This window comes from Barnesiella sp. An22 (assembly GCF_963931395.1).
In the GTDB taxonomy this organism is placed as follows: Bacteria; Bacteroidota; Bacteroidia; order Bacteroidales; family Barnesiellaceae; genus Barnesiella; species Barnesiella merdigallinarum.
This window is the reverse complement of the sequence record NZ_OZ007014.1, coordinates 1,656,034-1,680,944: the sequence shown is the minus strand read 5'-3', so window position 1 is coordinate 1,680,944 and position 24,911 is coordinate 1,656,034. Positions and strand designations below refer to the sequence as shown.

The 24,911-nt window shown below is 47.9% G+C and carries 24 protein-coding genes; 2 read left to right on the top strand and 22 right to left on the bottom strand.

All coding sequences use genetic code 11. The features are described from left to right. Positions 1-53: 53 nt before the first annotated feature. The 20 genes from ABGT88_RS06700 to fabG all read right to left on the bottom strand — a co-directional run bounded on the left by ABGT88_RS06700 (position 54) and on the right by fabG (position 19,371). Positions 54-1,193, bottom strand: coding sequence for a 1-acyl-sn-glycerol-3-phosphate acyltransferase (locus ABGT88_RS06700; RefSeq protein ID WP_346701144.1), 1,140 nt, complete (start codon positions 1,191-1,193; stop codon positions 54-56). Then, the gene (locus ABGT88_RS06695) at positions 1,171-2,697 is read right to left on the bottom strand and encodes an NAD(P)/FAD-dependent oxidoreductase (RefSeq protein ID WP_346701142.1); all 1,527 of its coding nucleotides are present in this window, start codon (positions 2,695-2,697) and stop codon (positions 1,171-1,173) included. The genes ABGT88_RS06700 and ABGT88_RS06695 overlap by 23 nt, the downstream gene beginning before the upstream one ends. An 8-nt stretch (positions 2,698-2,705) precedes the next feature. Beyond that, the gene (locus tag ABGT88_RS06690) at positions 2,706-4,205 is read right to left on the bottom strand and encodes an NAD(P)/FAD-dependent oxidoreductase (protein ID WP_298663252.1); all 1,500 of its coding nucleotides are present in this window, start codon (positions 4,203-4,205) and stop codon (positions 2,706-2,708) included. Next, entirely contained in the window at positions 4,202-7,447 is a 3,246-nt protein-coding gene (locus ABGT88_RS06685; protein ID WP_346701140.1) for a 1-acyl-sn-glycerol-3-phosphate acyltransferase, read from the bottom strand. The genes ABGT88_RS06690 and ABGT88_RS06685 overlap by 4 nt, the downstream gene beginning before the upstream one ends. Then, positions 7,440-8,156: a glycosyltransferase family 2 protein gene (locus tag ABGT88_RS06680; RefSeq protein WP_298663250.1), complete on the bottom strand. Its 717-nt coding sequence runs from the start codon at positions 8,154-8,156 to the stop codon at positions 7,440-7,442. The genes ABGT88_RS06685 and ABGT88_RS06680 overlap by 8 nt, the downstream gene beginning before the upstream one ends. Next, a complete protein-coding gene (locus ABGT88_RS06675; RefSeq protein ID WP_298663249.1) occupies positions 8,128-8,481 on the bottom strand; it encodes a hypothetical protein in 354 nt (117 codons plus the stop codon). Before ABGT88_RS06675 ends, ABGT88_RS06680 begins: the two co-directional genes overlap by 29 nt. A gap of 19 nt (positions 8,482-8,500) precedes the next feature. Then, on the bottom strand, positions 8,501-8,947 hold the full coding sequence (locus ABGT88_RS06670; RefSeq protein ID WP_298663248.1) for a hypothetical protein: 447 nt from the start codon (positions 8,945-8,947) through the stop codon (positions 8,501-8,503). 4 nt (positions 8,948-8,951) lie between these two features. Then, on the bottom strand, positions 8,952-9,599 hold the full coding sequence (locus ABGT88_RS06665) for an outer membrane lipoprotein carrier protein LolA (protein WP_298663247.1): 648 nt from the start codon (positions 9,597-9,599) through the stop codon (positions 8,952-8,954). Further along, the gene (locus ABGT88_RS06660) at positions 9,599-9,952 is read right to left on the bottom strand and encodes an EamA family transporter (RefSeq protein ID WP_298663246.1); all 354 of its coding nucleotides are present in this window, start codon (positions 9,950-9,952) and stop codon (positions 9,599-9,601) included. Before ABGT88_RS06660 ends, ABGT88_RS06665 begins: the two co-directional genes overlap by 1 nt. Positions 9,953-9,957: 5 nt before the next feature. Further along, positions 9,958-11,724 carry a beta-ketoacyl synthase N-terminal-like domain-containing protein gene (locus tag ABGT88_RS06655; RefSeq protein WP_346701137.1) on the bottom strand — a complete coding sequence of 589 codons (1,767 nt, stop codon included), beginning with the start codon at positions 11,722-11,724 and terminating at the stop codon, positions 9,958-9,960. Between the two features lie 21 nt (positions 11,725-11,745). Beyond that, on the bottom strand, positions 11,746-12,003 hold the full coding sequence (locus ABGT88_RS06650; protein ID WP_298663244.1) for a phosphopantetheine-binding protein: 258 nt from the start codon (positions 12,001-12,003) through the stop codon (positions 11,746-11,748). A 2-nt stretch (positions 12,004-12,005) separates the two neighbouring features. Beyond that, positions 12,006-13,763, bottom strand: a complete 1,758-nt coding sequence (locus ABGT88_RS06645; RefSeq protein ID WP_346701135.1) for a beta-ketoacyl synthase N-terminal-like domain-containing protein — start codon at positions 13,761-13,763, stop codon at positions 12,006-12,008. Next, a complete protein-coding gene (locus ABGT88_RS06640; RefSeq protein WP_298663242.1) occupies positions 13,748-14,167 on the bottom strand; it encodes a thioesterase family protein in 420 nt (139 codons plus the stop codon). The genes ABGT88_RS06645 and ABGT88_RS06640 overlap by 16 nt, the downstream gene beginning before the upstream one ends. Continuing rightward, positions 14,164-14,592, bottom strand: coding sequence for a pseudouridylate synthase (locus ABGT88_RS06635; RefSeq protein ID WP_346701132.1), 429 nt, complete (start codon positions 14,590-14,592; stop codon positions 14,164-14,166). The genes ABGT88_RS06640 and ABGT88_RS06635 overlap by 4 nt, the downstream gene beginning before the upstream one ends. Next, positions 14,562-15,314, bottom strand: a complete 753-nt coding sequence (locus ABGT88_RS06630) for an acyltransferase (RefSeq protein ID WP_346701130.1) — start codon at positions 15,312-15,314, stop codon at positions 14,562-14,564. Before ABGT88_RS06630 ends, ABGT88_RS06635 begins: the two co-directional genes overlap by 31 nt. A 133-nt stretch (positions 15,315-15,447) precedes the next feature. Continuing rightward, positions 15,448-15,693: an acyl carrier protein gene (locus ABGT88_RS06625; RefSeq protein ID WP_298663286.1), complete on the bottom strand. Its 246-nt coding sequence runs from the start codon at positions 15,691-15,693 to the stop codon at positions 15,448-15,450. A 9-nt stretch (positions 15,694-15,702) separates the two neighbouring features. Further along, positions 15,703-16,803 carry a methyltransferase gene (locus ABGT88_RS06620; protein WP_346701128.1) on the bottom strand — a complete coding sequence of 367 codons (1,101 nt, stop codon included), beginning with the start codon at positions 16,801-16,803 and terminating at the stop codon, positions 15,703-15,705. After that, complete coding sequence (locus ABGT88_RS06615) at positions 16,803-17,372, bottom strand: hypothetical protein (RefSeq protein WP_346701126.1); 570 nt, start codon at positions 17,370-17,372, stop codon at positions 16,803-16,805. Before ABGT88_RS06615 ends, ABGT88_RS06620 begins: the two co-directional genes overlap by 1 nt. A gap of 34 nt (positions 17,373-17,406) precedes the next feature. Next, positions 17,407-18,636, bottom strand: a complete 1,230-nt coding sequence (locus tag ABGT88_RS06610; RefSeq protein ID WP_346701124.1) for a beta-ketoacyl-[acyl-carrier-protein] synthase family protein — start codon at positions 18,634-18,636, stop codon at positions 17,407-17,409. Positions 18,637-18,639: 3 nt separating this feature from the next. Continuing rightward, positions 18,640-19,371, bottom strand: a complete 732-nt coding sequence (gene fabG / locus ABGT88_RS06605) for a 3-oxoacyl-ACP reductase FabG (protein ID WP_346701122.1) — start codon at positions 19,369-19,371, stop codon at positions 18,640-18,642. Between the two features lie 503 nt (positions 19,372-19,874). Between fabG and ABGT88_RS06600 the strand changes: the two genes are divergently transcribed. Beyond that, positions 19,875-21,122: an anaerobic sulfatase-maturation protein gene (locus ABGT88_RS06600; RefSeq protein ID WP_346701120.1), complete on the top strand. Its 1,248-nt coding sequence runs from the start codon at positions 19,875-19,877 to the stop codon at positions 21,120-21,122. Between the two features lie 89 nt (positions 21,123-21,211). Here the strand turns inward: ABGT88_RS06600 and rlmD are convergent, their stop codons facing one another. Continuing rightward, positions 21,212-22,627, bottom strand: a complete 1,416-nt coding sequence (rlmD, locus tag ABGT88_RS06595) for a 23S rRNA (uracil(1939)-C(5))-methyltransferase RlmD (protein WP_258327276.1) — start codon at positions 22,625-22,627, stop codon at positions 21,212-21,214. Between the two features lie 259 nt (positions 22,628-22,886). Continuing rightward, the gene (locus tag ABGT88_RS06590; RefSeq protein WP_087407577.1) at positions 22,887-23,783 is read right to left on the bottom strand and encodes an AraC family transcriptional regulator; all 897 of its coding nucleotides are present in this window, start codon (positions 23,781-23,783) and stop codon (positions 22,887-22,889) included. A gap of 291 nt (positions 23,784-24,074) precedes the next feature. Here ABGT88_RS06590 and ABGT88_RS06585 point away from each other — a divergent pair, with 291 nt between their 5' ends. Further along, a complete protein-coding gene (locus ABGT88_RS06585) occupies positions 24,075-24,905 on the top strand; it encodes a carboxymuconolactone decarboxylase family protein (RefSeq protein ID WP_087407578.1) in 831 nt (276 codons plus the stop codon). The last annotated feature ends 6 nt before the right edge of the window (positions 24,906-24,911 follow it).

The window sequence follows — 24,911 nt, the reverse complement described above, 5'->3', positions numbered from 1 at the left end:
TAAAATTCGAATCGACGATAACTTGACCGTTTCATATCAAACGCGAATATAATCTATCGTTCCATATAATCCACCGGATTTGAATAGATACCTATCAAAATATCCAGCAAAGACTCCATATCACATTTATCCTCGTAATTTTTCAACAGATTGAGATGCCTCATAAAAGCCTCTCGCTGCTCCTCGGTATAGCAACCGATATATTCACTTTTGCCATATCGCAAATCATGGGCAATATAATTGTTGGGGGTAAGTCGGTAGGCTCGATGGATGCGACGATCGATCAGCCCTGCCACTTCACGATTAAAGCCATTCAAGGTACAGTTGTCGTATAAAGCCAATTCGTCTTCGGAGATAGGTTCACAAAACTCTAAATGCACCCTACCCTTAGGTTGAGTAAATCCCGTCAGAATACTATTTACATCTTCCCCCGGTTTCTTGATGTAACGGCCCATCTGTCGTTTTTCATATAACTCGAGCGTCTTCAAAATATCGCATGGCTCCCATTCATAACTGATAGAAACAGGGGCTACATGCAACTCGGCTATCGATTGCACCTTATCGTCACCTCGACTCAAGCCCAACATCTTGACAATACCCTGGTCGGTCAAATCTTTTCCATCTTTTGTCCGGCCGTTACGTTGAGCAATCCAAACCGATTGTCTCTTTTGCAAAATGGCATGGCGAATATATGAACTCAAGTGAAGCGATGCCTGATAGAACTCCTTCATATTAGTTCCCGGACGTTCTACCCTAAACATCTTGTTAGACTTGCCTATGTCTACAATAAGCTGGCTCTGCATCAGATTGGCGCCAAACGTAATTTCGCTCGTCTCAAAACCATTGTCATACAACACATACTGCATCAGACTACTATCGAGCACTATATCGCGATGATTGCTAATAAACAAGTATCGTGTATCTCGCGAAAGATGCTCCAATCCGCCATAAGTAAAAGCCGTCATTGTACGTTTGATTACCTGAGCATTCATATAAAACATCACCTGCGACTGAAACTCTTCAATCGTATGAATAGTTTTTATTCGCTCCCTTACTTCTGCAATATCGGCTTCGGGGAATACATACGAAGCCAACAACGGGAAAGAAGCGCTATCGGCTATCCGTTGCATAGCGGCCGGTATCTCCTCGTCGCAATAGGGACGAATATCATTATAATCTCTCTCGTCGTTCATATTCTTCATTTATCTTATTTACAATACAACCTTCTCCTACAAGGCATTCGGCGGTTTCAATGGACGTAAGGACTACTCCACAAATACCATGCAGGTTAATATTCTGCCCGGTAAGCAACAGATTACGGACCTTCGTTGCAATAGGCAACTGCGAAAGCATGATATTACTGCAATCGTGATTATAGCCATACAACGACCCATCCTTAGTCCCATAATAGTCTCGAATCGTAAGAGGTGTCGATGCCAAACAGAAATCCACATCATCTCGCAAGTGCGGACACACACGTTCCAACTTGTCGAGAACCTGCTGCATCGTAGCCTCTTTCCACTGTTTGTACGCTTGAGGACGATTCCCTGTATACGAATCGACCCATTGACTCACTGCACTAAACGGCATCGGACAGTTCACGGTCATACGTTCGGCCCATTTTCCCTGATTCGTCGAAGGTGGAGTCAGATACATGAACCCATACGGGAATAGATCCGGGTCATACTCCTCCAATCGCCACATATATCCGTGCTTCTCCAGAAAATAGCGAGGATGATTGACAAAAGGCTGACGGGAACCATCTTTAAACTTGATATATACCGAAAATGCCGAATACGAGTTGGGTATCTCTTGCAACCGATCCCGATACGACTTTAAGAATGCGGTTGCCGGCAACAATGTCAAAAGAGTGCACGGATGAATATCCGAAATATACCAATCTGCCGTATATAATCTCCCGCTTTTGGTAGAGACGTGACTGATCAGGCGGTTTTCCACGGCAATCTCAACAACAGGATCGCCCGGATGAACCGCTCCACCCGCATTCTCAATCACTTCGGCCAATGCGTCGGCCATCTGCTGACTCCCATTTTCAAACGTGCTTGAGCCATTGATATACAACACATTGATCAGTGCATGTATATATGCAGGAGTATGACCGGCCACACCACCATACAACGGATTCATATAGGCCAACAACTCGGCGAGATCGGGATCGGTAATGTATTGAGCTATAAATCGATCGACAGGCATCAGGAATTCGGGTGAATGAATCTGAAACATCCGTTGACTGCTCGGGCGCAGATAAAACAAATCGACCTCCTCGCTCAAAGCCCACATGGCGTTCATATACCGATGCAATCCTTCGGCCTGATGAGGGAAACAATGTGCCAAATATTGCTCGAAAGCCTCTTTGCCTCGAGGTAACGAGTAGGTCTTTCCCTCGACGCCAAAGGTTACGGCATCGATACAATCAGCGTCGGTATGACGAATGCGCAACTTATCCCAAATACCCAAATACCGGCATATCTTATATAAACTCTGCCCCGGTAAAAAACCGCCTAAAACGTGCATGCCGGTCTCAAAGGAGACTCCTTTACGTCCAAAGCACTGCAGTCCCCCACCGATGGTCCTATTCTTCTCCAGAACAGTTACCTTATATCCCTCTTTCGCCAGCAAAGCTCCGGTTGTCAATCCGCCCAAACCGCCCCCGATAATCAGTATATTCTTTCCCATAAGCACATTCAACAATTATTCGTCTCCAATATTTGCGTATAGATATAGTCCGACGTCAACAGTTCGCTGCTGGTTATCATCGCTCCTACAATTACGCCCAATATACCATGCGAATTGATATTCTGCCCCGTCATAAACACATTGGGTATACGCGTTTTGTGCGGCACCCGACCGGCGGCACCCAGTGTCAAATCTCGGGCTACCCCATACAGCGATCCGCCTTCGGTCCCTGTATAATCTCGATACGTCAATGGCGATGCCACATAAAAAGAGGCTATACAATCACCTATTCCCGGGACCTGTTTTTCAAGCGAATCAATCAATAGTCGAGCCCGCCTTGTTACAAAAGCATCGTAATCGCCACCTCGTTTGCCGGTATATGTGTGTTCCCATAACTTCAGTTCATCCATGCGCATATAAGTCAATATCAAACCGGCATCGGCATAACGCTGCCCCGGTTCACTGCAAGTGTGCACATACAGATACCCCTTCGGCCAGTTCGATTCGTCATACTCTTCACATCCCCAAGGCGTATCGGAATTATAGCCAAAAAAGTTATAATTCATATAAGTTACCATATGACTTTTAAAACGCAAATATACCGAAAAAGCGCCTGTTGTCTGAGGAATATTACAGATACGATTCCGAAAAACGGGACGAATCAAATGCGTATCGCGTAACATCTCCAACGTACGCATCGGGTGTGTGGCCGAAATCACATAATCGGCCTTTATAAACTCGCAACCGTTTACCTCCACGCCAGTCGCCTGCTTTTCGTCGCATACGATACGTGTTACTCGGCTTTGTGTACGCACCTCGCCCCCATACTTGGCAATCACATCGACCAGCGCCTTGGCCACCCAATCGCTCCCGCCGATTATCCGAAAGGTACTCTGATTATAAAAATCCATGATAAAGGCATGCACGGCAAACGGTGTTCTATCGCGCACGGCAGCATACAAGGGAAGATCTCCCACCAATACCTTCTGCAACAACGGGTCGTCTATCAAAGATTCGATAACCTCGTTGATCGAGGTCAACTGATACTTCAGATTGATAGCATTGTCGGTAGTTCCATTTTTCAATGTATGCAACGCCGATGAGGCAGATATACTCTCTACTGTATTGTAATACTTTACCAGATTATCCTTCTGAGCCGGGAAATAGGTTGCCATCTGTTCGATAAAAGCCTCCTTGCCATTGGCAAAATCGAATCGCTCTCCCTCCAATGCAACCGTATGATAACGGGCAGTATCCAAACGCGATAAGGAAATCTTGTCTGCAACCTCCAAATAGCGTAACATTTTATTTAAAATTTGACCTTCGTCGGCACTCCCGATAAAGTGCATACCCGTTTCAAACTTCACGCCTCGACGATAAAAGCATTGCAAGCATCCACCTATCTGCACACCTTGCTCCAATACACACACCTCATACCCGTTCTTTGCCAACAAAACGCCTGTCGACAGCCCCCCGAGTCCTCCGCCAACAACAACTACCCTCTTCATACCTCCTTGATTTTGTATTTATTTTTATATGCAATATACGGAGCCTGATACTCCGGGGTCTCTAATTGCGCTCTCATTTCGGCATAATGCGCAACATAAAAGCGGTGCATGGATCTCTTTATAGAACGGTCGTCGACATCTTTCATGGAATCGGCAGTCACTCTTTTCCCGACCTCTAAGGTTATGGTTCCCTTGCGCAACATGAAATCATGCTTGGGCAACACATCGTACAAGCCATGTATAAACATGGGCAACACATCCACTCCCAAAGCTTTGGCCAGTGTAAAGGCTCCTTTATGAAAACGGCCTATCTCACCATCAGGGGTTCGTGTACCCTCCGGGAACACCACGATACTATATCCCCGACGAACAAGATCCTGCAAATACGGGAAGTTCCGGTCAAATCCATTGGATACAGGACGGAACTCAGCCGTATGAATTACCAGCCCATAATACGGATTATTCCATACCCAATCGTTGGTCAATATAATTATTTTGGGCGATAACTGCATGATACACATGACATCGAGATGCGATTGATGATTGCAGATAATCACTGCCGGTTTATCAAAGGTCTCACCTTCACGGTTCATCTCCCGGAACTTCACACCCGGAACCCGCCGAATAACAAAATGAGAGACCCGCTGCAACAGTTTATGATAAAATTGTTCCCCTCCAGCCCAAACCTTCCGCAACGGACGATGAATCAATAACGTATAAGGGACCAATACGAAAAACATGCCACAAAGGAAAAACGAGAAGGAGAAAACCGATGCAGCTAATCGATACAAAGTCACAGGGTATTCCCGCCGCTTCCCATGCTTTTCCGTCAACCAACGAAATACCAAGGGTGGTAAATAATAGGCCATCACAACGACCGTAATCATACCGATAATAACCACTTCGGCCAAAGATCGCATGGCTGGATGCTTACTGAAAATCAAGGTCCCGATACCGATAAACATAATAATGGCCGAAAGCGCCACACTACTCTTATAGCGGGCCAAACGCTTGCGCCCTGTCGTATATTCGTACATCAGCCCTTCTGTTATAAATATGGTATAATCATCGCCCTGACCAAAAATAAATGTAGCCAGAATAATGTTCACAATGTTAAATTGCAAGCCCAATATCTGCATGATGCCCAAAATCCAGATCCAACTGACCGCCAAGGGCAAAAAGGCCAACAAACTCAACTCGATGCTGCCAAAGGAGAGCCACAGGAACAGGAATACCACAAACCCACAAACAAAGCCAATATAATTGAACGAATCGGAAAGCACTACTGCCAAATGGCTGCTCACATCGAACTGCGAAAAGACGAAACAGTCCGACGGAAGAACAGATGCCATATCTGTCTTTATCTGATTGGCCCGTTCCTTATCGACCAAAACAAAATTGACAATCTTGTATCCGTTCTCGTCGTGCATCACAAACTGATGACCGATAAGGTCCATGAAACTTTGTCGATACGACGAGTTGTCGATAACGCTCTGGGGACGGTACACCATGGCTTCAAACGGAGAAAAGGCCCCGGACGAAAAGCCCGACGCATTAGCGGCTCTCTCCAAGTCTTTGATCAAGGTCGGTTTTGAATCCCAGAAATCGGTCCATCGTTTCATTTGTCGCACCGAGAGGCTGTCCGAGAGCATCATTCCGGCAATCCCCACGACCCTATTCACACCCGTCCGGCCTGCAATACTGTCGACCATCTGTTCATTCCGGCTCAATGCAATATCCAATGTTGCCCCCTCTGCAACCGCATACAAGGTAGACAGACTGTCATTCGAGCTCTGCAAGCTCGAAGACAAGAATTTCAGATCCTCCCGCTGCTCAGGCAACATATAATTGATATTTTGCATATTCGAATCGAAAGAGGTATCTGTGCTGAAATATCCCAACAGCAGTGTCAGCCCCACGACACTCCACAAAACGACTCGCTTCATCCTCCGACCCGGCGAAAATCTGAACCGCTCGAAAAGCCGAGGTTGGTTCGAATGACCTTTCACCTTTTCGGGATTCAGAAAAACAGGCAGGCAGACAAGTACAAACAAAATAGTCCCTACCAAAACCAGCGAACCGAACAGACCCAAATCGCGCATGGCCTGGGCATCGAGCAAAACCAAACATAAAAAGGCACTGACCGTCGTGATATTTCCCACCAGCAACGGAGGCACCATCTCTTTTAGCGCTTCACGCATATTGCTCTCATGCTTGAGATGATCGATAAAGTGCAAGGGGTAATTAACGGCAATGCCAATAATGACAGACCCTATACCTATTACAATCAACGAGATGCTGTCATGAATCAACGATATGACCCCCAACGCAAACAACCATCCGGCAAAAACGGAAACTCCGATCCAAAGCAGATTGCCGACCTTGCGGAACGAATAAAATAAAATCAGCAGAATAAGCACAACCGCCAAACCTACGGCCAGATAACTATCCGCCTTAATCTGATTGGCATTGGTTACAGCTATCAAAGGTGCCCCGATAGCCGACATCGACAACGACGGATAAACAGAACGTACATCCAAGATACACGCATCCAACAGGTCTTGTAGCTGCTGATTATTACAAGACTCGCTAATGCCAAACGGCGACTCGAGCAATACAATGCCGGCACCATCCTTAAACAGATAGCCATCGACCATCTGGTACTCGTTATTTATATTCAAATCGCGCAAACGATTGGCGACACCTGTACTCATGTGCAAAGGGTCATACGGCAAACTTTGAGCGACAATGCTCCCCGTCGGCAGCATCAGCATCTGTCTGTTCCGATCCATCTGGTCGTCCAAGTAACGGTCGGCAGCCATAACCGAATCGAGATGCTGATAATCTGCATCGGTCATCATCAGAGGATATACACTCCAGACCGACCGTAAAATATCCATCATCACCGTTTCATCGACACGGACCTGTAAATTTTGCACCAGTTTACAGGTATCGCGTTCAGCAACAGACTCGCCAAAGGCATCCATCGCCTCCTCCAGAAGCGAAACATCATCTGTTCCACGAAATATGACTGCAATCTTATTCTGACCGCCCATATTATTAAAAACTTCCGAATACTTGGCAGTCTGACGATCCAACGGAATAAATGCCGAAATATCTTCATCGTAGTGCATGCGAAGAGCCAAGACGGCACACCCCAGTAGGACCAGACATGTCGATATGTACACGGCCTTCCGATGTCCTATCAGTATATCGAATATTTTCAAGAAAAACTTAGTCATACAACGCTCTTATAAACTTTGAGGGATAACCGTACACAACAGCCAGAAGACAAAGAAGGGTATTCAACAAACTGATGCGTACAAAATCGTACACCGGACGGAAATGAGAGACCCGCTGTCCGACCGGCGGATAGTAAACCTTCACATCAATAGGGACAATAGATATACCCTGCCATGCCGCATAGACCAACGCCTCCAATTCTGCTTCGTATCGAGACGTCAGCCACCACAGTTTCCCCATCTTCTTCAAAGGATACAAACGATAACCGGTCTGTGTATCGGGCAATTTGATTCCCGTTTGCAACCGGAACCAAAAGTTTGAAAACTTATTGGCAAAGGTATTGGCCGATGGCATATTCTCTTCCGACAAATTACGGCTTCCTACAATCAAACTACCCGGATGGCGACTCAAGGCCTCTACAAAACAGGGAATATCGCTGGCAAAATGTTGACCGTCGGCATCGATTGTTATCGCATAATCAAACCCCAGCTCTTGTGCTTTTCGAAACCCGGCTTTCAACGCATATCCTTTTCCCCGGTTAGCACCGTAGTCGACCACCGTCACATCCATTCGGGACAACAAGGAGGCCGTACTGTCGGTACAGCCATCATTTACTACGATGATGTCGCGTGTATACCGTTGTACATCCGATACCACCTGACAAATGGTACCTGCATTATTATATGTTGGAATTATCACGCACCACATGATAGGTCATCGACATCTTAGAAAATATCCGGTCTCCACAGCGGAACAGAGCGCTCACCTTACAAGAGTCTTGCTCGCGAGCTTTTATCTGCATATCGACCGTCAATTCAGAAACCTCTTCGGGAGAAATGACCGCCATGTATTTGACATTCTTTATATCGGACAAATACACCTCCTCATTTAACCGTAAAGCCAATATTTCCGTTACAATCTGAATTTGGCACACGCCTGGCGTAATAGGCTGCCCCGGGAAGTGTGCTTTATAAATCTCATGCTCCCGATTCAGACAAATCGTTGCCGTGCAATCTTGTTGCCCGGAATCCATATTCACTATTTTGTAAAAACTATTCTGTAACATTTGCTGTTATGGGACGTAAACTATATGTGATTTTAAACCGCTTATTCGACAACAAGAGAGAGCCGTCGTCTTTTCTCAACAAGACACGACGCCCGGGCAGTTTCCGATTCGGATTGAACAGAACCGACATATCCTTGGCTATTACCCTACGAATGTACCATTTATTCAAGACCGGCATCGTATTTTTCAACTTCACGCTATGCTTCTTTCCCGAATATACAGCATCATAGGCCTTGATACCAAACTCGTTGACTACACTCATCGCACCATCGCCGGTGACACTGTCCATACGAATAAGGCAGATACCCGACAAATGTCCCCCCTTGGGCAAAGATATATCGATATGGTATTGCTGTACACTCTGTGCCAGCATGATACCCGAGCACCACAGGAGACAACAGATCAACAGCAATCTCTGCAAGGCTGCACTCATCGCTCTATTTCGTTGAAAAAACAGCATCGCCTATCGCTACATTTTTCTCTATCTTCGTTAATGTAATCCGGGTGGTATCTCCGCTCTTCTCGATGAGTTCGACCCTACTTACCATTTTTATCTTCGGATCGATATATAATTGAATGCAACTAAAGAACTGAGACAAGGCTTTCTGCCTGGGCGTAAGACGTGCCATCCATACCCCGTCAACCAGATACATGACCACGCTGAAATCTTCGGTATTGGACAAACTCTTGCCCGTCACGCTATTCATCATAATACGGGCAATCTGCTGAAACAATTTGCTCGACCTCACCGAGATAACATCCGTTTGCGTACTCGATTTCAATATCACAGAATCTCTATTCAAGATAAACGTATAGGTATAAGGCGATATATATTCCCAACGCAGGAATTTACCATTCTTGTAATACATCTTACCCTGAGAAACCATTTCGGTTTTCAACAGAGACAGATTCTTAACCTGCTTGAAATCGCAACGCAACGAAGTCATCTTACTCGCCGTTGCACATACCTCGTCAATCATTTTCTTGCTTTCGGCCGCACCTACAGCCCGCTGTGCCGACAAGCAGGCCGGGAAGCCGACAAACAATGCCAATAAAAAGATTTGTCTTATCGCTAATTTCATCATTACCTAAGTATTAACAGACATCCGCCAACAATCAATGCACACCCGATCCACCGATGTACCGGAATAGTCTCATGAAAGAACAGTATGGCGAAAAACATGGCTATCACATAACTGAGACTGACCATCGGGTATGCCATACTTAATGGGAAATTCTTCAAAATATACATCCATAGCAGAGATGCAGCCCCGAAACATAATCCGCAGGCGGCAAACTGCCAGTTACCAAACACCGACCACCAGAACTCCCGGTTCCAGCCGAATGGCAACATTTTCTGCAACGAAAACTTCAGCAGCACCTGCCCCGAAGTCAGCAAAACAGATTGCAGAAGAGAGTAAACTAAAAGTCTCCACATGGCATTTATCGTTTTCGTATCACTATGGCAACAGAGCTTACACCCACAGGTACATCCTCTCCTCGCAACCGCAGAATCATGTCGTGCAAGGCCGGAGTAACCTCATTGTGATACCCGATGAGAGCATAATCGATCTGACCTTCCTGCATCAACATTTCAACATCTTGCATGCAACGATCCAATACCTGTTGTTCGCCCAATTGTGTATAGGTTATATTATATCCATGGCAATGGGTATGAATGGCCAAGGTACCTGCAATCGTATTGTGCGTGCTTTGCATAAACTGTGTAGGGCTTAGCTCTTGCTCTCCATCGCGACAGAGTTGCATCAGGAATTTCTCGCTGTTCTCCAGCATGCCATACGAGGTACCCACGACAATGGCATCGGGGCACTCAAGGTTTGCCTCACGCAATGCAGAGAGCGATGTAATCAAAGCCGCTTTTTGCAATTTGCCCAAACGGCGGGCCTCCATGGGTTTAACGAACTCTTTGATTCTATCCGACATATCGGGGGTAAAGCGTACCGTCGCCAATACCTCCATCGACACTGGCCCGGGAGTACATCCCGATTTCGCTTCATCTCCACAGCCGATTTTCGAAAGAATCAATGACGAATCATTTCCTCCAAAGCCAAAGCTGTTACACATCACGTGGTTCAACACAACATCGGTTTCGCCCAGACTGGGTGTAATACCTTCGGGCATTTGATTCTTCCAACCCAAGTTGGCCGGGACAAAGCCATCGAGCAGAGCCAGTAAACAGATGACCATCTCAATACCGCCCGAGGCCGAAGTCGTATGACCGGTAAAAGACTTCGTACTCGAAATCCGAGGCATGGTCTGAGAAAAGAGACGCTTCAAAGCCCGGCTTTCGCTTAAATCGTTATTGGGCGTACCCGTCCCGTGAGCATTGATATAATCGATCTTATCGGAAGCAAGTCCGGCCATTGTCAAAGCGTCGGTCATGGCCAGATAAGCACCCTCACCATCGGCCGAAGATGCCGTTTGATGAAAAGCATCGCATCGATTGCCATACCCCGACAAGACTGCCAAGGCTTTAGCTCCCCGACGTTGAACCGAATCCGCACTCTCGAGAACCATAAATGCGGCTCCTTCGCCCAAATTCAACCCTTTACGTGTATCATCAAACGGGCGGCAACGATCGATATCTAAAATCATCAGCGAGTTAAACCCGTTCAGATGGAACAGGCTGAGGGCCTCGCAACCTCCCACGATTACAATCTCGGCTCTACTGGTCTTTATCAGATTTGCTCCCACAATAAAGGCATTGGCGGCCGACGAACAGGCTGTCGAAATAGTAGCCGTACGCTGTTGCGGAATGCCGAAATAGTCTGCCATAAACTGTGTGGTAGATCCTGCATCGTGCGAAGATAACAGATTGAGGTTGTCGTCATGTTCCAACATGTCCAGGAAATGGAGTTCCGTACGATCCATTCCGCCCACGGTTGTACCCGATAGCAAAAACGCCTCATCCAAAGGTACCCCGGCCTGCTTTACCGCCTCTTGAATAGCGACGATTCCCAACAGTGCGGTCCGATTATACGGGGAATCCGAAGAGATGCCAAGCATCGCGAGCAACTCCTCGTCAGAGAGGTTCACTTCTCCACAAGGCAACTCCCGATGCACCGATTGCAATATCCGGATCTCTCCAATGCCCGACCGTCCATCCAGCAAAGCTTGCTTTACCTCGGCTTTATTGTTTCCTATCGCCGAGATAATGCCAGCACCCGTTATGTACACTGCATTTTCCATTCAACCCTTCTCTAATAAGAATCATTTCGTACGATGAGCCGCTATATACTCGGCCATCGTATTGATCGATTTAAAAATAGCTTTTCCCTGTGTAGGGTCGCTAAGTTTTATGCCATACTTCTTTTCCATCAACACAATCAGTTCAAGCGCATCAATCGAGTCAAGACCGAGCCCATCCCCAAAAAGAGGGGCATCGTTGTCTATGTCATCGACCGTAATATCTTCCAAATTTAATGCCTCTATGATTTGTTGTTTCAGACTTTGAATAAGTTCTTCCATAATTATTTTCTTATAATTGATATATTAGCTTCAAATTCATCTGTATTTGCAATTTCAATCCAACCGCCTATCACACTTGCCGTACCCGGTGATGAGAGCACCTGCTCCATCAAGCGGTTTACCGCCTGAGGTGAATCCTGCGACAAATATAAGGTTTCGCCATGGTATTGATTGCGGATGGCAATCTCGCCCGTCAATATATTGGGTAACGTATAAATGAAAGCCGAGGGACTCGGGAAATAATCGTCGGCATGCTGAATAGTCTGCTGATAAAGCCGATCGGCACACAATGAAGCGCTTCGTCCGACAAAGACTACCGCCCGATCGTCGCATCCCGAAAATCGCGCAACACCTTCGGTTTTGGCCTCAGCCTCCAACAATAGCTCCGATGCGATAAATCCCAATTTACACAACGGATCCATTTTATAAAATTTCGGATAATCACCGACGCAGGTATGGTACAAATCTTTCAACATCGACATGCCAGCACTTGTCACAGCCAATTGAACCCCATCGACAACGACTTCCCGCGGTGTGATTTTTACCGTATGGGTTATATCGAAACTGGTCCGATGTGCAGCCTGATGTTTCGGAGAGACCTCCTCCCCTTTCTCAAAAATCAGGGCCGCATTACAACCGCCAAAACCGGCCATCATTTTCAGAAATGCCCTGCCATCAGTCTGTCTATGCCGGTTCGAGACATTGATCTTTCGACTTACGCCCAACGCGTCGAACCCCTTCGTGGCAAGAATGGTATGGTCGTCGACAGCCTCCATCGAAATCAAGGTCTCAAGTACCCCCGAAGCTCCCAACGTGTGACCGAAATATCCCTTCAATCCATTCGCCGGAAGAGAGCTCAATCCCATGCGATCAAGAGCCACGGCCTCCATCTCATCATTAAACAAGGTTGCCGTACCATGTAGATTTACGAATGCAAGTTCCGACAACTTTTGCCCGGACAACACCTGCTTTAATGCGGCACAAGCCCCTTCGGCTGTTTTGGACGGGGTCGAGGTATGAAACGCATCGTTCCGAACCGCGCTACACGTTATATGCCAGTTCTCTCGAGCCTCTTCCGAACCCTCTGCAACACATCCATATACGATACAGGCAGCTGCCTCGCCCAAATTCAAACCGGTACGGTCTTCATCAAAAGGTCTGCAACAGCTGTCCGAAAGGGCCTTCAACGACTGGAATCCGCTCACAATAAAGGGAGACAACACATCGGCACCTATTACTACCACATAACGATACAGTCCCGACTCCAACGCCCGAACAGCTTCAATCTGAGCACTCAGTCCAGAGATGCAGGCATTGCATACCACCAACGGTGTATTGGGATTATGAAACCACCGGGTTATCTGTTTTGCGGTTTCTGTCAACAGCACACGAGAAGGAGAGTATGCCCCTCTCCATTGCTCGTCCAATATGCCGATATTCCCTTTCGTTGTGGAAAGAATAAACAATACCTCCTTATCGGCAGATCGAATCGGGACTCTCTGCAACGCACGAGAAGCCGCAAGAATCGCCATCCGCTCAAATTTCGTATACTCCCCTGTAATATTCGACTCGGCACATGCCGCATCAATGACATCATCGTCTATCATAGATGCCACAAAAGGCTCGGGTAGATTCCATTTCCCCGCATAGGTGCAAAGCCTGGTCTGCCCTTCCTTTACGCACTTGTAATTGGCCTGCGTACCCATTGCAAGTGGAGACACTATATAGTCTGACAATTTGACAATCATTCCTCGATCCATTGTTTTTTCCACTCTTCAAAAAACGGAGGGGCAAACCACATCAACCGGTAATTCATATCGGTAAAAACCTGTACCGAATACCCCGTAGCAATAAGCGTTCCATCTGCCGAATCGTGAATTTCATAATCAAATACGATTTTTGCAGCATCCGTCGGACAATATGTAATGGTGATAATCGGACGCATCCCATAGATAAGTGGTTTCTTGTATTGAAAATTCAATTCAACAAGAGGAGCGAAATAGCCATTCTTAAATATATCCATATACCCCAAACCGTATTTTTTGCCAAATGCCTCGCGAGCATCCTCGAAATAGAGGGGATACGAACCGTGCCAAACCACATCCATCGAATCGACTTCGCTAAAACGAATGTTTATATCTATGGTTTCTGTAAGTTTTTTCATTGTATGGCTATTTTCATTTCAGCATTTACGATAATCTCTTCTCCAACCCGGGTCTCAGCCGAGACCAATGTCATGCCGAAAACCTCTTCCTGAACATGAATAGTCGTATCGAGCGTCTCGCCCACGGCAGGGCAGCGCAATATATGCAGGTTACTTATGGCTCCTATAAAACCTATTTTTACAGGTAACCCGCTGATCAGATTGAAATATCCGAGCCTTGCCGCACACGTCTGTGCTATGTTCTCGATCAATCCGGTCGCCAACATCCTGCCCTTCTCCACAAAAATATTATGAGAAGAGACCAAGAGTCTGGTACTTGTTACCGCCTCGTCGTAATGAGTCAACCGATCTATCATGATAAAGGGATGACGCTGAGGCAGAATATCCTGAGGGTCTACGTCCAGAAATCGTAAAAGTTGAACCATTGTGTCGGGTATTGTTTAACTATATTCTCCAATTCCGTAGCGAAACTTTGGCAGAGCGACTGTTTATCAGTTCCAGACAATCTGCGTACATAGATTTTATAAGACTTGACACCTGTCTTCATAACAAAGATGGACAATACCGGAATACGGCGCTGTTCAGCCATAGCAAAAGGCCCCATGGGAAATTGGGCGACAGCTCCCAAAAACGTGCAGGATATGCTCCGTGGCGACCCAAAGATTCGATCGCCGGGCATACTTACTATATTTCCCTCTCGCAAGGCTTCATTCAAAGCAAATACATGCGACATATCCCGACGCACAGGCACCATCTTCACTCCATGCTGCGCAAACATTTGAGCCCGCGACGCCATGACGGTTTCGGTCTCTCCTCCAAATACAAGAGCATGCAACACCTTGTGCCGAGGCTTTAACGAATATCCCGCCAACTCGTAGTTTCCAATATGCGAACTCAACTGCAAAAAACTCTCTTCTGCACTTTCCAGCTTGTCGAACAGGTTTTGTCCCTCTACCTCAAAATGAAACTGATGCCCGGCATAGGCAGCAAAACGATCGACAATAACTTGTCCAAAGCGAAAATGGTTAGCATATACATAACCAAATGCCTTCAGCGGATTTTTATGAAATCTATGACGATATAACCGATAACTCGCTATGTATCCTTTATGACGGAACAACATATAGAAAGGGACTATCCAACCCATACACCAATACGGAATCAGTAAGGTTGTATGACGGAACCAACGTATCAATGTTTTCTGCATCCACGGGGTCCCGTCGGTTGTTCCACTCCAATTTTTATGCTCTAATTCCGACATATCCGATACCACGAGTCAATCAACCATTGACTCTACGCTCTATATAATCACAGAATTTACTAAATGTATCGACTCCTTGCATCTCTTCCGGCTTAATCTTGAAACCGAATCGCTTGTCTACGATTACTACAATATCTACAAAATCGAGAGAATCGATGCCCATATCCTCTTTCAATTTGGCATCGGGCAAAATTTTATCCTCGTCAATCTCCAATTCTTCAATAAGGAAATTACGCACTTCCTCTTCAATCTCTGTTCTTGTCATATAAATCAATTATTTAAGTTTACACACTAAAATGCTATGGCCATGGCCGAGACCATCATAAATATGCTCGACCCGGAGCCCGGCCTTCTCGATACACGACTGCAAATCTTCGGTATTATACATCTTGCTATTGCCATTAGCCATAGCTGCAAAATACAACGAGGTCATGGTCAAAGCCAATGCCGCCGGTACATATTTCTGCCGATCCCACAGAGTCTCCATAATATATACTCTTGTCTCGGCTGTCATCACTTCTCGGGCCCGGTTCAGAATGCTTACAATCTCGTCCATACTGAAGCAATCCAGAAACTGGCTCATCCAAATAGCATCGACCTCTCTGTCCGACGGGAAATGCTGGCTTTCATCCAGAAGATTTATACCATAACCGTCAATACGATCGGCTCCCGGGTTGCCCAGAACTTGAACCTGCATCATCTCGATTTGTTGAGGAAGGTCCAAAATGGTAACCCTTACCTCTTTGTCATAATCGACACAACGCAATGCCCACCGGCCTGTATTACCTCCCACATCGAACAACCGACGAGGCTTATAGGTACCGAAGACAATACTCAGGGCCTCGTCGAACGAGTGGTCGCTATAAAAATGGTCAAAGGCAAACCAACACTTCTGCACCTTCTCGGGCAAAGAGGACAGGCCTTCATAGATAGTAGGCCATTGTCCAAAATGAGACAGGCCTTCGGGCTTTCCCTGAAGAAAAGAATCTTCCAACCGGAACCACCCTTCGTAATTGACATCTTGGTTAAAATCTATATCGACACGAGTGGCCGGGTCTATCAACAAAAACCATCCTGTCTTGGCCAACTTGTAACGATCCGTATCCATATCGGCCAAAACAAGCCCTATACCGAGCGATGCTTCCAACAAGCATTTCACAGCATAGTCGCTTAAACCGGTACGCTCACATATCTCTTCACGGGTCAACCCGACCTCACTATCACGCAACATCTCCAAGACACCATATTTCAACATAATACGTGACACCTGAAATACAGCCGGGCCCCAAGCTATAAGCTGTGCCTTGAATTGGGCTTCGTGAGCCGAAAGCCGCTCGCTTGTATATGCTTTAGATAAAGTCGGTGAAAGTTTCATTATTGTATTGCATCAAGAAGTCCATCGGCAAGGTACCGATATACACTGATTACCCGAGCTCTAAATATAGGGCCCATCAATCCCTTTACACGTTCAAATTCAAACGTACAAACCTCTTCGCCGGTTGCATTGTCAATCAGGTGCATGGTCCCGTTTATCAAGGCGCCTCCCGATTTACGGTTGAATCCCCATACCACACCACCGCCATTTCCGACATTCATCAAAGATACATCGACCTTCAGTGTATATTGGGCATACTCCGATTGGCTGGCCATGGTAAGTTTAGTCTTACTGATCTTTTTCTCGTTAAAATAGGTAATAAAACTGGCATGTCCCCGGTCTACATCGTCTACAAACTTGTCATACTCGGCCTGGCTTTTATTACCATAGTATACGTCGGCTGTCTGATTTGTCCGATCGATCTTTGTCGTATGGTCATCAATGATGACGTTGGCAACGACTTCTTGTTGGAAAACAGAAACATCACCTTTGACCAATCTCACCGGATTTGCCGCATTCAGGGAAACAACACCCAGAACCAATACCAGCGCAAAAACAATTCTCTTCATAGTCAATTCGTTTTTTTTAGTTACACTTTATTCTCTATTCTCTTATAGCCCGAATAACAAGAGCACTGTTCGTCCCTCCAAAGCCGAAGCTATTGCTTAAAATAACATCCAACGGAGTATTGACCGTCTTTACGGCCAAATTCAATTTCTCGGCATATTCATCAGGGTGCTCCAAATTGATATTGGGTGCCACAAAATTATTTCGCATCATGATTATCGAATAGACGATTTCGCTTGCTCCTGCCATCCAACATTCATGCCCGGTCATCGACTTGGTGGAACTGATCAACGCATGAGTACCTTCAAACAATCGGGTCAATGCCTTGGCTTCGTACATGTCGCCCTGCGGGGTCGACGTGGCATGTGCATTGATATAATCGATGTCGTCGGGGGTAACTCCGGCATCCTTCATAGCTCGCGACATGGCTATTTCGCAACCTTCGTCACTCGGCTGTGAAATACCCACTCCATTACTGGAAAATCCATAGCCCACAACCTCGCACAAGATATTTGCCCCTCGGGCTTTTGCATGCTCATACTCCTCGAGTACAAGTGCGGCCGCGCCTCCACTCGGTATCAATCCATCTCGATCCTTATCGAACGGACGACTGGCCTTGGCAGGCTCATCCATACGGACAGAAAAGGCACGGAGAGCATCAAACGAAGCCATCGAATAATAATTTGTCTCTTGCGCACCACCACACAACACGACATCCTGCAAGCCTTGTTTTATCAGCATATAACCCATGCCTATCGAATGGCTACCACTGGCACATGCCGCACTGATGGTGAAATTGATTCCTCGCAAATGAAAAATAGTACAGAGGTTCATATTCACCGTAGAATTCATCGACTGAAAAACCAAGCCATAACCCAGCATCTCGGTATCGTGCTTTTCGTCCATAATTCTAGCCGACTCTACCACAGGCTTGGCCGACGAATCATTTCCGAAAATACAGCCCACCTCGTTTTGCTGCAGATACTCGCTATCTATCTGTGCCATATCAAACGCCTGGCGACTGGCCATGAAAGCATACTCCGCTTCTTCCGACATTCCTGCGCGAATATGTCGGTCGAGATCTTTCTTGGTAATTACGGGCTTCGCTACGATTCCCATCAGCCCCGAGCGATAGCCATAGCTCAAACGGTCCTGATCCAGTCCGATTCCCGATTTTCCTTGATAAAGCGATTCTTTGACAGTCTCTATATCTGTACCCAGGCATGACCAAATACCCATGCCGGTTATTACAACTCTTCTTTCCATCTTTTACGTATATAATCCTCCATTGATTGAAATGACATCACCCGTAATGTAGCTTGCTTCATCTGACAAGAGGAAACAGACCAACGAAGCAACCTCTTCAGGCTTTCCAAATCGACGCATCGGCACCAGATTTTTCAGCTGATCTTCCGGAAGATCTTTGGTCATATCGGTCTCAATAAAGCCGGGAGCAACGGCATTAACCGTCACATTACGTACAGCCACTTCCTGAGCCAATGCTTTTGTCGCTCCAATAAGAGCTGCTTTGGCTGCACTGTAATTGGTCTGCCCCGCCATACCTTTCAGGCCCGATAAAGAAGCGATATTTACGATTCTTCCACCACGCTTGCGCATCATCATTTGAGGTAAAAGCCGTTGTGTAACATAAAAAAAACCATTCAGACTGACATCAATTACCCGACGCCAATCCTGCTCGGGCATCATAAACATCATGTTATCTTTCCGGATGCCCGCGTTGTTTACCAAATAGGCTATGTAATCGTCGGGATGCTGCGCCTCCCATTGGTCTATAGCCTTATCTACGTCGGCCTTGTTGCTGACATCAAAAGAGACAAGTTCGGCCGACACACCTTCGGCCTCAACCAACGATTTTACATGCTCGGCAGACTCCTTGCTCGTCTGGTAATTGATAATTACAGGTATTCCCTTTTTGGCCAATCCCAAACAAATAGCACGGCCTATGCCTCGGGACCCGCCTGTCACTAGTGCATATTTCATTTACTTCTCTTTCTTGTTAAAAACTCCCCTGCCGAGGGGAGACAATTATCCAAATACAAAGATATGCAAAATATATCAAACTTCGTAAAAATATTCTGCTGATAATTGATTGGACCGGACAGAATACACAACGGCTCCCAAGGTCATAGTCCGATAGTATTTTGATTTACAACAGATACAACTCAACCCATCTTATGATAGATTTGTCTTAAATTTTCCTCATTCAACATACGGCTATCGGAGTTCTCTCGTCAAGTATATTTTAACACGATTTACACCTCATAATACCTAATACGGAATAAGACAGGAGACGACTCGATAGAAAAAAATATTCGAAACCAGTTTCTATATTTTATTCTCCTCTCACCTTTCACTATCTTTGGATAAGACAGGATGCGGTTCGGCAAAGTCAAAATTGAAAACTACGTTTTCTTTTGCCTCTGCGCTCACCTTTCACTATCTTTGCTACACGAAGATAAGAAAAACGTCACAGAGACTCGATTATGGAAAAGACACTCTATACCCCATTCGACCGAATCATGTATATCATGGCCAAGCCGGTGGGATCGATTTGCAACCTGGCTTGTACCTATTGCTACTACACCGAAAAGGCTAAGCTCTACCACGATACGCCTCGCCATATCATGAGCGAGAGTTTGCTCGAGAAGTTTATCAAGGAGTATATCGAGAGCCAGGCGAGCGACCATATCCTCTTCACCTGGCATGGCGGCGAGACGCTGATGCGCCCGCTCGACTTCTACCAAAAGGTGGTGAAGCTGCAGGCGCAGTATGGTCGGGGCCGTGTCATCGAGAACAGCATACAGACCAACGGCACGCTGCTGACCGACAGTTGGTGCCGCTTCTTCAAAGAGAACAACTGGCTGGTGGGGGTGAGTATCGACGGCCCGCAGGAGTTTCACGACGAATACCGCCTTACGAAACAGGGACGGCCTACTTTCGTGAAGGTGATGCAGGGTATCAACCTGCTCAACAAGCACGGGGTGGAGTGGAACGCCCTGGCCGTGGTCAACGACTTCAACGCCGATTATCCGCTCGACTTCTATCACTTTTTCAAGGATATTCACTGCAAGTATATCCAGTTTACCCCTATCGTCGAGCGCATCAATCCGCACGCCGACGGTCGCCATCTGGCGGCTCCCGACGAGGAGACGCGCGACGGGGTGACCGACTTCTCGGTCTCGCCCGAACAGTGGGGCGAATTTCTCTGCACCCTCTTCGACGAATGGGTGCGCAACGACGTGGGCGAGTACTTCGTGCAGCTGTTCGATGCCACGCTGGCCAATTGGGCGGGGGTGATGCCGGGCATCTGCTCCATGGCCGAAACTTGCGGCCATGCCGGCGTGATGGAGTTTAATGGCGACGTGTACAGTTGCGACCACTTCGTCTTCCCCGAATACAAGCTGGGGAATATCTACTCCAAGTCGCTCATCGAGATGATGAACAGCCCGCAACAGATTGCCTTCGGGCAGAACAAGCGCGACGGCCTGCCGGCCCAGTGCAAAGCGTGCGACTACCTGTTTGCCTGCCACGGCGAGTGTCCCAAAAACCGGTTTGCCCGCACCGCTACCGGTGAGCCGGGGCTGAACTACCTGTGTGCCGGGTATCACCGCTTTTTCGAGCATGTGGCTCCCTACATGGATTTTATGAAACACGAGCTCGACAACAAGCGGCCGCCAGCCAACGTGATGCAGTGGATTCGCGAAAACGAGAAGAACGAAAAGCGATGCTAACGCTCCTGCCATAACGACAAGCCCCGAAGTGCTGAAGACCAGACTCTGGGGCTTGTTCTATTTTCTTGATTCTGTTTCGCGATACTCTCCTACTCTTCCTTGCGCTCCAGCAACACCACATTCTCTACATGGTGAGTGTGGGGGAACATGTCGACCGGCTGCACGCGCGCCACGCGATACTTGGCATCGAGCAGCGACAGGTCGCGCGCCTGCGTGGCGGGGTTGCAACTGACATAGACGATGCGACGCGGCTCGGCAAAGAGGATGGTCTTGATCACGTCGTCGTGCATGCCGGCGCGAGGCGGGTCGGTGATGATGACATCGGGGCGACCGTGTTCACCGATAAACTCTTCGGTAAGAATATCTTTCATATCGCCGGCATAGAACAGCGTGTTGTCGAGGCCGTTGATACGGGCATTCTCCTTGGCATCCTCGATAGCCTCGGGCACATACTCGATGCCGATGACCTTGCGCGACTGCCGGGCCACGAAGTTGGCAATGGTGCCCGTGCCGGTGTAGAGGTCGTAGACCAGTTCGTCGCCGGTGAGGCCGGCAAACTCGCGGGCCACCTTGTAGAGTTCGTAGGCCTGCTCCGAGTTGGTCTGGTAGAACGACTTGGGGCCAATCTTGAAGCGCAGCCCCTCCATGCTCTCCCAGATGTAGTCGCGCCCGCGATAGAGATGCACCTCCTGGTCGGTGATGGTATCGTTGGGTTTCTGGTTGACGATATAGAGGAGCGAGGTAATCTGGGGGAACTCGTCGGCCACGTGCTGCATCATCGCCTCTATACGCTCCCGGTCGGGCTCGAAGAAGACGACGATAAGCATGATTTCGCCCGTCGAGGCGGTGCGCACGATGATATTGCGCATGAGTCCCGTCTGCTCTCGCAGGTCGAAGAAGGGGTAATTGTGGTCGATGGCAAACTGCCGTATCGAGAGGCGTATGCGGTTGGAGATGTCGTCCTGGAGCCAGCACTTCTTGATGTCGAGCACCTTGTCGAACATGCCCGGTATGTGGAACCCCAACGCATTGCGGCTGTCGAACTCCTGAGCCGACTGCAACTGCTCGTAGGTGAGCCACGACCGATTCGAGAACGAGAACTCGAGCTTGTTGCGGTAGAACTGCTGCTTGGCCGACCCCTTCGTGGGCAACACCTCGGGCAAGGGAATCTTGCCGATGCGGGTGAGGTTGTCCTCGACCTGCTGCCGTTTGAACTGCAACTGGAAGTCGTAGGTCACATGCTGCCACTTGCAGCCGCCGCACACCCCGAAGTGTTCGCAAAAAGGCTGCACCCGCAGCGGCGAATAGCTGTGAAATTTCACGATACGCGCCTCGGCGTAGCTGTGCTTCTTGCGCGTCACCTGTAAATCGACTACATCGCCCGGAGCGGCAAAGGGTACAAACACCACCAGGTCGTTCACTCGTGCCAAAGCCTTTCCTTCGGCAGCCACACCGGTTATCTCAATCTGCTCCAGCAAGGGGAGCTCTTTCTTCTTTCGTGCCAAAACAAATAAGTATAAGAATAATAATGGTGCAAAGATAGTGAAAGGTGAGAGTAGAGGCAAAAGAAAACGCAGTTTTCAATTTTGACTCTGCCGAACCGCATCCTGTCTTATCCAAAGATAGTGAAAGGTGAGCGACAAGCAAAGAGGCTTGCATTATTTGCTTGGCCGAACCGCATCCTGTCTTCTGAAAAGATAGCGAAAGGTGAACGCAGAGGCAAAGGAAAACGCACCCTTTTCAGCTGACCATGCACAGGGGTTATTACTCGCGCAGACGGAACTCGTTGGGGGTGCAACCCACCACCCGCTTGAACATGCGGCTCATGTGCTGGGGATACTGGAACCCCAGGCTGTATGCAATCTCGCTCATCGACTTCGAGGTTGAGAGCAGCAGCTCCTTGGCACGGGCAATCAGTTTCTTCTGGATGTGTTCCGATACGGTCATTCCCGTCTGTTTCCGAATCATATCGCCGAAGTAGTTGGGCGACAGATATACCTGTTCGGCAAAATACTTCACGGTAGGCAGCCCTATCTCCTGCGGAGCCTTGCTGTCGAAATACTCGTCGAGCAAGCGCTCGAAGCGCACGATAATATCTTTGTTGGGGAGTTCGCGGGTAGTAAACTGCCGCTCATAGAAACGCATGCAGTAGTCGAGCAACAGCCCTATGTTGGCCGTAATGAGCCGACGGCTGTGTTTGTCGATATTGTGCCGCAACTCGGCATCGATCTTCTGCAGGCAATCCATGATGGTATCGCGCTCGCTCTCGGAGAGGTGCAGCGCCTCGCGCGTCTCGTACGAGAAGAACGAATACTTCTTAATCTCCTGCCCCAGCATGGTGCCCCGAATGAAATCGGGATGGAAGAGCAACCCGTGAGCCTTGGGACGAGCATCCTTCGCCATATCTACCTCGGCCACCTGACCGGGAGCAAAGCAGACAATTGTACCCTCGCCATAATCGTAGGGCTGACGGCCGTAGGTAATATCGCCACATTTCGTCTCTTTCAAGAACAGCGCATATACGCCATAACTGATTTTAAGGTGTTCGGGCCATTGAGTAGCTTGCGACAAGTCGATTACCGCCACCATCGGGTGCAAGGTTTCCAAGCCAAAAATCTTGTTATACTGATCTACACTATCCAATTTGATCCACTCTTCCATAACACAAAATTTAATCGTTACGGCAAATATACTATTATAATTCGATATATCCTCGACTCGGCCGTCGTATCCATGATTCGGGTACAACTATCCGTAATCGGTATACAAGATTTTGTCCGAAAAGCTCCTAACTCTCTTTCTATTACAAATATAGCATTGCACGTCAAGTAAAGCCAACCGCCAAAATCCACATTTCGGGTAGAAACATCCGTAAATCGTATACAGAAATTCAGGTACACCCCTGCTAATTTTGTACCGGAAAAAAATCGAAACCATAAAAACAGATAAGGTATGAAAAAAAGAGTAATCTTTGCGCTTGTCGCACTATGGGTATTTAATAATGGTATAACAATTATGGCACAAGAAAACACAAAACAAACGGCTGGCCGCGACCAGCTCGGGGAGTTTGCCCCCAAATTCGCGGAACTTAACGACGACGTACTCTTCGGCGAGGTCTGGAGCCGCACCGACCGTCTGGGACTGCGCGACCGCAGCCTGGTTACCATCACCTCGCTCATCAGCCAGGGTATTACCGACAGCTCGCTCACGTACCACCTGCAAACGGCCCGGAAGAACGGAATCACCCGCACCGAGATAGCCGAAATCATCACCCACATCAGCTTCTATGCCGGATGGCCGAAGGCTTGGGCCGCTTTCCGTCTGGCCAAAGAGGTATGGGCCGACGACACGACCGGCGAGGATGCCAAAGCCGCATTCCAGAAAGAGATGATTTTCCCCATCGGCGAGCCCAACACGGCCTATGCCCGATATTTCGTCGGGAACAGCTACCTCGCCCCCATCTCGCGCGAACAGGTGATTGTGTCGAACGTCACCTTCGAGCCCGGCTGCCGCAACAACTGGCACATCCACCGGGCCACCAGCGGCGGCGGTCAGATGCTTATCGGCGTAGCCGGCCGCGGTTGGTATCAGGAGGAGGGTAAACCGGCCGTAGAGATTCGGCCCGGCACGGTTATCCACATCCCGGCCAACGTCAAACACTGGCACGGAGCAGCCGCCGACAGCTGGTTTGCCCACCTGGCTTTTGAAATCCCGGGCGAGTCGGCCTCGAACGAATGGCTCGAGCCCGTCACCGACGACGAATATAACAAACTGAACCAATAAACCTAA

What these genes read in the sequence shown, in the direction of transcription:
- ABGT88_RS06700 (WP_346701144.1), bottom strand. Translation starts at nt 1,193, where the DNA reads ATGAACGACGAGAGAGATTATAATGATATTCGTCCCTATTGCGACGAG.
- ABGT88_RS06695 (WP_346701142.1), bottom strand. Translation starts at nt 2,697, where the DNA reads ATGGGAAAGAATATACTGATTATCGGGGGCGGTTTGGGCGGATTGACA.
- ABGT88_RS06690 (WP_298663252.1), bottom strand. Translation starts at nt 4,205, where the DNA reads ATGAAGAGGGTAGTTGTTGTTGGCGGAGGACTCGGGGGGCTGTCGACA.
- ABGT88_RS06685 (WP_346701140.1), bottom strand. Translation starts at nt 7,447, where the DNA reads ATGACTAAGTTTTTCTTGAAAATATTCGATATACTGATAGGACATCGG.
- ABGT88_RS06680 (WP_298663250.1), bottom strand. Translation starts at nt 8,156, where the DNA reads ATGTGGTGCGTGATAATTCCAACATATAATAATGCAGGTACCATTTGT.
- ABGT88_RS06675 (WP_298663249.1), bottom strand. Translation starts at nt 8,481, where the DNA reads ATGGATTCCGGGCAACAAGATTGCACGGCAACGATTTGTCTGAATCGG.
- ABGT88_RS06670 (WP_298663248.1), bottom strand. Translation starts at nt 8,947, where the DNA reads ATGAGTGCAGCCTTGCAGAGATTGCTGTTGATCTGTTGTCTCCTGTGG.
- ABGT88_RS06665 (WP_298663247.1), bottom strand. Translation starts at nt 9,599, where the DNA reads ATGATGAAATTAGCGATAAGACAAATCTTTTTATTGGCATTGTTTGTC.
- ABGT88_RS06660 (WP_298663246.1), bottom strand. Translation starts at nt 9,952, where the DNA reads ATGTGGAGACTTTTAGTTTACTCTCTTCTGCAATCTGTTTTGCTGACT.
- ABGT88_RS06655 (WP_346701137.1), bottom strand. Translation starts at nt 11,724, where the DNA reads ATGGAAAATGCAGTGTACATAACGGGTGCTGGCATTATCTCGGCGATA.
- ABGT88_RS06650 (WP_298663244.1), bottom strand. Translation starts at nt 12,003, where the DNA reads ATGGAAGAACTTATTCAAAGTCTGAAACAACAAATCATAGAGGCATTA.
- ABGT88_RS06645 (WP_346701135.1), bottom strand. Translation starts at nt 13,763, where the DNA reads ATGGATCGAGGAATGATTGTCAAATTGTCAGACTATATAGTGTCTCCA.
- ABGT88_RS06640 (WP_298663242.1), bottom strand. Translation starts at nt 14,167, where the DNA reads ATGAAAAAACTTACAGAAACCATAGATATAAACATTCGTTTTAGCGAA.
- ABGT88_RS06635 (WP_346701132.1), bottom strand. Translation starts at nt 14,592, where the DNA reads ATGGTTCAACTTTTACGATTTCTGGACGTAGACCCTCAGGATATTCTG.
- ABGT88_RS06630 (WP_346701130.1), bottom strand. Translation starts at nt 15,314, where the DNA reads ATGGGTTGGATAGTCCCTTTCTATATGTTGTTCCGTCATAAAGGATAC.
- ABGT88_RS06625 (WP_298663286.1), bottom strand. Translation starts at nt 15,693, where the DNA reads ATGACAAGAACAGAGATTGAAGAGGAAGTGCGTAATTTCCTTATTGAA.
- ABGT88_RS06620 (WP_346701128.1), bottom strand. Translation starts at nt 16,803, where the DNA reads ATGAAACTTTCACCGACTTTATCTAAAGCATATACAAGCGAGCGGCTT.
- ABGT88_RS06615 (WP_346701126.1), bottom strand. Translation starts at nt 17,372, where the DNA reads ATGAAGAGAATTGTTTTTGCGCTGGTATTGGTTCTGGGTGTTGTTTCC.
- ABGT88_RS06610 (WP_346701124.1), bottom strand. Translation starts at nt 18,636, where the DNA reads ATGGAAAGAAGAGTTGTAATAACCGGCATGGGTATTTGGTCATGCCTG.
- fabG (WP_346701122.1), bottom strand. Translation starts at nt 19,371, where the DNA reads ATGAAATATGCACTAGTGACAGGCGGGTCCCGAGGCATAGGCCGTGCT.
- ABGT88_RS06600 (WP_346701120.1), top strand. Translation starts at nt 19,875, where the DNA reads ATGGAAAAGACACTCTATACCCCATTCGACCGAATCATGTATATCATG.
- ABGT88_RS06590 (WP_087407577.1), bottom strand. Translation starts at nt 23,783, where the DNA reads ATGGAAGAGTGGATCAAATTGGATAGTGTAGATCAGTATAACAAGATT.
- ABGT88_RS06585 (WP_087407578.1), top strand. Translation starts at nt 24,075, where the DNA reads ATGAAAAAAAGAGTAATCTTTGCGCTTGTCGCACTATGGGTATTTAAT.